The following is a 6042-nucleotide window of genomic DNA, read 5'->3' as shown; positions in this document are numbered from 1 at the left end:
CCCGCCATTCTATATGGCTAGGAGGGCAGCAAATGGCTAAACGTAAGAAGAAGGCAGTGAAGGCGGCGAAGAAGACCAAGAAGCGTAAGAAGAAGCTCTAGGTCTAGCGCCACTTCCCGGTCTTCGGCGTTCATGCGTTGAGGACCGCGTCATTAGGGAGCCGGTGTGCATCAGGTGCGATAGCGCAAGCAGTCGTTTTCCAGAGCACCCGGTTCCGGTGACATCAGAGGGCGTCGGCGAGACATTATGTCTCGCCGACGCCCTCCGAGTTTCAGGACCACACTGTCGATTTGGAAGTTGGCTTGTCGGTCGGTCACGGCCGCGCGAACGCTGTCTTGATCCGTGTTCGTCGCCAGGCCGGCACAGCCGGTCGCCAAGCTGATCTTCGGGACACGGCGGCTTCGTTCAGGTCGCGCCCTTGAGCCGCTTGTTGCACGCGCTCCAATATTGCGGCCACTTCATTCCTTTCTCGACCTTGCCCGCCGCCTTGGCTTCTTTCCATTCGGCGGCGCACTTCTTTTGCCGCTCGCGGGCCGCGAGTTGACCGGGCGTCGGCGTGCGCTTCGGCTTTGCCGCCGGTGCTGCTGTCGTTGTTGAGCTCGTGCTGGCGGCGGTTTGCGCCGAGGCGGGCGCGGCCGTAGCCAAACCGGCGGCGACAATGGCGGCCGCGATCGCAATCGACATTCTGTTCTTGAAGCTGGACAAGATTTCCTCCCGCGAAACGCTGTTGACCTCATATCTTGGGCGGCGCGTCGGCTTGCCGTTGCACCTTTCCACAACCCAGAGAGTACATCCTATCGAATGGGAGTTGTGGTCGTCCAGTCACGCAGCGTGTGATTGTGACACGAACGCGTTAGGGGCAAGCGTGCTCTGTTGTAGTTTTTGCCCCGCCCCCTAGAACGGAATGAGAAATCTCGGTCGCAGGGGGCTGTGACATGGCGCGTCGACCTGAACTGCGCGGCGACAAGAGCAAGTCTCGCCGCGCGGCTATGCGGACTCGGCCTTCAGCGCCCACGGGTGCGGGGCGCTCGGCATCTCAGCAGCGAGCAGCGGGAAAAGGCCAGGCGGGGCGCAGAGGCGTCAAGCCGATCGAACTGTATTACTGGCCGACCTCGAACGGCTTCAAAATCTCGATCATGTTTGAAGAGTGCCGGCTGCCTTATGTCGTCAAGCCGGTGAACATCGCCAAGGGCGATCAGTTTGACGCGGCTTTCCTCGCCATCTCGCCGAACAACCGCATTCCGGCGATCGTCGATCCGAACGGACCGGGCGGACGCTCGATCTCGATCTTCGAGTCCGGCGCGATCCTGCAGTATCTCGCTCGCAAGACCGGCAAGTTCTATCCCAGGGATGAACGCGGCCGCGTCGAGGTCGACCAGTGGCTGTTCTGGCAGGTTGGCGGCGTCGGACCGATGGCGGGGCAGGCCAATCATTTCAAGAATTACGCGCGCGAGAACATTCCCTACGCGATTGCGCGTTACGTCGATGAGGTGAACCGGCTCTATGGGGTGATGAACAAGCGGCTGGCGGATCGCGACTTCATCGCCGGCCGGTATTCGATCGCCGACATGGCGCTGATCGGCTGGGTCAGTGGCTGGGAACGGCAGGGCCAGGACATTGAGCAGTTTCCGCATCTCAAGCGCTGGATCGCGCGGATGAAGGCGCGTCCGGCGGTGGCCCGCGGCCTGGTGGTGGGCCAGGAGCTGCGTCAGGGCGTCGACATGAAGAATCCGAAGGTACAGGCGGTGCTGTTCGGCCAGCGCGCCCGTTAGGGCAGGACGAGCCGTCGCGTTGAAACAACAAAAAAGCCGGCCGTAGTCGGCCGGCTTTCCTTTGCGGTGAAGCACCGCCTAGTCGGCGCGCGTCCAGGTCTGGCTCTTGCACAGCACGCCGAGCACACAACCTTGCACGCGCATCGCGTTCTCGCTGACGAGCGTCACGTTGGCCTGATAGACCTTGCCGTCGTCGGCATTATAGATCTGGCCGGACCACTTGTTATCGCCGGCCGGCTTCATGCCTTGCACGACCTGAACGCCGAGGAGCGGTCGCGTCCGCTTGGCGGCGTCGGCATTGTGCTTGTCGGTCTTCGGCCGGCCGGTGGACTGGTCGATCGGCTCGTTAAGCCACACGACCTTGCCGCACAATTTGCCGCCGCAATCGCTGACGCGCACCTTGGTGCCGCCGTCCGCCGACAGCCAGGTGCCTGTCACCGGCATGGCGGCTTGGGCCACGGCCATTAGGGCGATACCGAAAAGGGCTGACGCTATCGACGCGATCGAGACCCTATGGAAACGGGGAAATCTCATTGCTGCCTTTCGAACTGCTTCTGTCTTGCTCTGTGTGTATCGGCATGTCGCCCGGCCCCGTGAAAATCGTGACCGGGAACCCGCTGACCGTTTCCGGTGCTTGCGGGCGCCCTTGTCATATAACTGCAACATTGGAAATTGGTTACCTGGCTGCCAATCAATTCGGTTATAAATTTGTTGCAGCCGACGGTAGCAGCGTCAAAAGGCCATATTTCTCGGGCTTTTTTGCAGCGAGCAGGCGGGTTTTCGCCACATTGTTCACAATCGATTCACGCTGACGCTTAAACTGCTATTCAAATTTTCTCCCGAAGATCGGCCCTAACGCGCAGCATCAACGTTGCGCAGACAGGGATACGAATTTTCTGCCAGCCGAGATACGGCTGCGAACAGGACGGGAGTTAAACATGGTCAATCTCACGGTGATCGCGGCGAACAGCGAGCCGGCCGACGCCGAGGCGTGCTTCAACCTCGGCATGATCCATTCCGCCGGCGCCGGCGTGCCGGTCGATCTGATCGAGGCGCACAAGTGGTTCAACATCGCGGCCATGCGCGGTCACCGCGAAGCGGCGCACCTGCGCCGTGAGGTCGCCGATCAGATGGCGGACAGCGAGATCGGTTGCGCACAGCGCGCCGCCCGCGATTGGCTCAAGATGCACCAGCCGGCCCCGGCCGTGCCGGTCCGCATCGCAGCCTAAAACTTCGCGCTATCGATCAAGGCGTCGCGCAGGTTCGCGACGACGGCTGACCAGTCGCCGATCGCCGGCTGACGGAACAAGCGCGCCTGCGGATACCAGGGACTGCGCGCGCCCGTTAACGTCCAGCGCCAGTCCGGCGTGAACGGCTGCAGGACCCAGGTCGGATGTCCCATGGCGGCCGCGAGATGGGCGACAGAGGTGTCGACCGCGATGACGAGGTCGACCAGCGACAGCACCGCCGCGGTATCGGCCATGTCGGTAAATTGGGTGCCCAGATTGGTTGCCTGGGGATGGCGCGCAAGGATCTCGCCGTCGGTCTCGCGCAGTTCGTGCTGGACGCTGACGAATGAAATTCCGGGCTGCGCCAGAAGCGGCTCAAGCGTCTCGAGCGGGATTGAACGGTTCATGTCGTTGACGTGGTGGGCATGCCCGGCCCAGGTCAGCGCGACGCGCTTGCCCGGCAACTTGTCGATGGCAGGGCGCCACTTCGCCATCCGTTCCGGATCCGCGGTTACATATGGGATCGGCGCCGGCACCGTCTCAGCGGTCGTTTTCAGGGCCAGCGGCAGGCTTCCAAGCGGGCATTGAACGTCATAGGCGGGCAGGGGCTCGCCGCGTGCATGGCATGACGCAATGCCCGGCATGTTGGCGAACAGCGATTTCAATTCGGCCTGCACTTCGAGCACGACGCGTGCGCCCGTATTGGCCAGCATCGAAGCGTAGCGCGCGAATTGAATGGTGTCGCCGAGACCTTGTTCGGCGTGCAGCAGGATGGTCTTGCGGGCGAGCGGATACTCGCCAAGCCATAGTGGTCGTCCGTAGCCGCGGCGGCGATCGGTCACCCCGGACCGCTTCCACCGCCATTCGTATTCGCCAAAACCTTGCTCGAGCTTTCCCAGCGCCAGCAGAGCCAGCGACAGGTTGAAATGGGCGTCGGCGTAGTCCTTGTCGATCGCGATCGCTTTGCCAAAGCTGGCCGCCGCCTCGTCATGGCGATTGAGCATTTCAAGCGCGCGGCCTCGGTTGTTCCAGGCCAGCCGATGGTCGGGCAGTGCCGCGACGGCGCGGTCGAGATCGGCCAGCGCCTCTGCGGGTTTTCCGAGATGCAGAAAGGCACTGCCGCGATTGTAGAGCAGGGTGGGATTGCCCGGCGCGAGACGCAGCGCGGCGTTCAAGTCGCCCAGCGCGTCGGCGTGATGACCGAGTTCGGCCTTGGCGACGCCGTGATTGAGCAGTGCGGCCGCATTCTGCGGTTCGCGGGCGAGCACCATGTCCAGGCTGGCAAGCGCATCCTGCGGCCGCTTCATGCTCAGCAGCGCAGAAGCGCGGTTGAGCTGCGTTTGCGTATCGTGCGGATTGAGGCGCAGCGCCTTGTCGAGGCAGTCGAGTGCCTCGGCGTCACGCTTGAGCGCATGCAAGACGTTCGCAAGATTGACCAGGGCATCGGCAGCGCCTGGATTGACCTTAACCGCGGCGGTGAGGAGGCGCAGCGCTTCGCCCATCTTGCCGGTCTGCGCCTTGATGGCGCCGAGCAGGTTCAAGGCGTCGAAGTTATCGGGAGCCGCCTTCAGCGCGCGGGCATAGAGCTTCTCGGCGTCGTGCAGGCGGCCCTCGCGATGCAGGCGAAGGCCGTCCTGAAGCGTTTGCCCTAGATCGAAACGGGGTGCTGGCACGCTGGCTCGTGGTGCGATGGAGATTGTAGATGCGTTCGCATGCGCGGCGCGGGCCGGCCTTGTCAATCGGCCGGCGGCCCGTCCCCGCGGTTTATCGCGGCTGGCTGTGGCGCTTCGGCCGGGGTGGCGACGCAGGCCTGTACTCGGGATTTTCCACGCACCAGCCGCCGACGCCGCTGATGGTGGCGCGGCACTGGGCCAGCGTGCTGAAGCCGCAATTCGTCGCGCCGACGGTGCGCTCGCTGTAGATCGCGCACCAGGGATAGATGATCTCCGCGGCGGCGGGTCTCGGCGCCGAGACGAGAGCGCTGGCGACCAAAAGCATTAGCGACGTCGATACTGAAAAGATCCGCACGGCGGAAGACTCCTGTTCAAGTGTGCCGCTGGCTGCAAGCGGGTCCACGGCCGGCAAAAGCGACATCTGGCAATATAAGGCGCGCGAGGTCCTCGTGCGAATTGACGGGCTAGGCCCGGTTCTGTACGCCATGGCGCGTCGGAGCTGTGGCCGAGTGGCTGAAGGCGGCGGTTTGCTAAACCGTTATACGCTTGTAAAGGCGTATCGAGGGTTCGAATCCCTCCGGCTCCGCCAATTCCCGATCTTCTCCTGTCCTGAATTCTGATTTTCGATGCGGGGCCCGCTTGCGCGGCGTCCGGCGTTGAGAACTGTCGGTATCCGACGTTGGAGTTCCGTCGCGTGCCCGCAGGGCGCTGCCGCTCCTTTTCCAATCCGCAACGGCGCGAATCGTCGAATCGTCAGCGGCGCCAAAATCGACGTTTCACACCAAGGCGGGCCGTGGAACGCGGAGAGGTTCCAGGAGTCCGTTTCGTGAGCTGACGTATCACCGCGCGTGAAATCGGTGCTTCGGACAACCGCGCGACGGCGGACGCCATGCCGCGTTAACGTCTTGTTTTACTTAATAGAAAGGAAAGCTTCCGGTGGCAGTATAATCGTCGTTAATAGGCGATTTAGAGCTGTCCGAATGTGCGTGTTTTTTGCGCAACACTCCCTTGAAAAGCGCCGCCAAGGCCTGTGCGCGAGGCGCTTCGTCGTTGCGCCTAGGGGCTCAATGGCTAATGTTCGACCTGCGGCGGAGGGGGCATCCCCAGGTCGTGCTTTCCAGGTTGATGGATGGCTCCAGATGGTAAGTCCGTGCTTAGGGCGCATCGGCTGGGTCGGTCACTAACCAGGTTGCGGGGAGCTAGGGGAAGTTCCAAAGGTGCTGTCGCACTGGACGGATACGGAACCCTCTCACGATAAACAGTCTTTTGGAGGTTCAAAATGAAGATGGTGAAAAGCCTTCTGCTCGGCACCGCGGCGGGTCTCGTCGCTGCTGCTGGCGCACAGGCGGCCGATCTTCCCGTCAAGGC

At 62.7% G+C, this 6042-nt stretch carries 7 protein-coding genes and 1 tRNA gene; 5 read left to right on the top strand and 3 right to left on the bottom strand.

Annotated elements, in window-relative coordinates; translation table 11 throughout:
• Positions 1-405 precede the first annotated feature (405 nt).
• Positions 406-705: a hypothetical protein gene (locus ASD45_RS10440; protein WP_244485288.1), complete on the bottom strand. Its 300-nt coding sequence runs from the start codon at positions 703-705 to the stop codon at positions 406-408.
• A gap of 230 nt (positions 706-935) precedes the next feature.
• On the opposite strand from ASD45_RS10440, the gene ASD45_RS10435 reads away from it, so the two are divergent.
• The gene (locus tag ASD45_RS10435; RefSeq protein WP_244485286.1) at positions 936-1772 is read left to right on the top strand and encodes a glutathione S-transferase N-terminal domain-containing protein; all 837 of its coding nucleotides are present in this window, start codon (positions 936-938) and stop codon (positions 1770-1772) included.
• A gap of 78 nt (positions 1773-1850) precedes the next feature.
• On the opposite strand, the gene ASD45_RS10430 is transcribed toward ASD45_RS10435, so the two are convergent.
• A complete protein-coding gene (locus tag ASD45_RS10430) occupies positions 1851-2237 on the bottom strand; it encodes a DUF2147 domain-containing protein (protein ID WP_056911420.1) in 387 nt (128 codons plus the stop codon).
• A 68-nt stretch (positions 2238-2305) separates the two neighbouring features.
• Between ASD45_RS10430 and ASD45_RS23715 the strand changes: the two genes are divergently transcribed.
• Together ASD45_RS23715 and ASD45_RS10425 are read left to right on the top strand one after the other, a co-directional pair.
• Positions 2306-2584 carry a hypothetical protein gene (locus ASD45_RS23715; protein WP_162249409.1) on the top strand — a complete coding sequence of 93 codons (279 nt, stop codon included), beginning with the start codon at positions 2306-2308 and terminating at the stop codon, positions 2582-2584.
• A gap of 126 nt (positions 2585-2710) precedes the next feature.
• Positions 2711-3001 carry an SEL1-like repeat protein gene (locus ASD45_RS10425; RefSeq protein WP_056911419.1) on the top strand — a complete coding sequence of 97 codons (291 nt, stop codon included), beginning with the start codon at positions 2711-2713 and terminating at the stop codon, positions 2999-3001.
• Here ASD45_RS10425 and ASD45_RS10420 read toward each other — a convergent pair.
• Positions 2998-4674, bottom strand: a complete 1677-nt coding sequence (locus ASD45_RS10420) for a tetratricopeptide repeat protein (protein WP_156380797.1) — start codon at positions 4672-4674, stop codon at positions 2998-3000. The two genes, ASD45_RS10425 and ASD45_RS10420, sit on opposite strands and share 4 nt — an antisense overlap.
• Positions 4675-4703: 29 nt before the next feature.
• Here ASD45_RS10420 and ASD45_RS24000 point away from each other — a divergent pair, with 29 nt between their 5' ends.
• Together ASD45_RS24000 and ASD45_RS10410 are read left to right on the top strand one after the other, a co-directional pair.
• On the top strand, positions 4704-4922 hold the full coding sequence (locus ASD45_RS24000) for a hypothetical protein (protein ID WP_244485284.1): 219 nt from the start codon (positions 4704-4706) through the stop codon (positions 4920-4922).
• Between the two features lie 247 nt (positions 4923-5169).
• Positions 5170-5263 (top strand) — tRNA-Ser (locus ASD45_RS10410).
• Positions 5264-6042: the final 779 nt, after the last annotated feature.

The organism is Pseudolabrys sp. Root1462, from assembly GCF_001426945.1.
GTDB lineage: Bacteria > Pseudomonadota > Alphaproteobacteria > Rhizobiales > Xanthobacteraceae > Pseudolabrys.
Note: the sequence above shows the minus strand (reverse complement) of the source record. Positions and strands in the feature narration are given on the sequence as shown.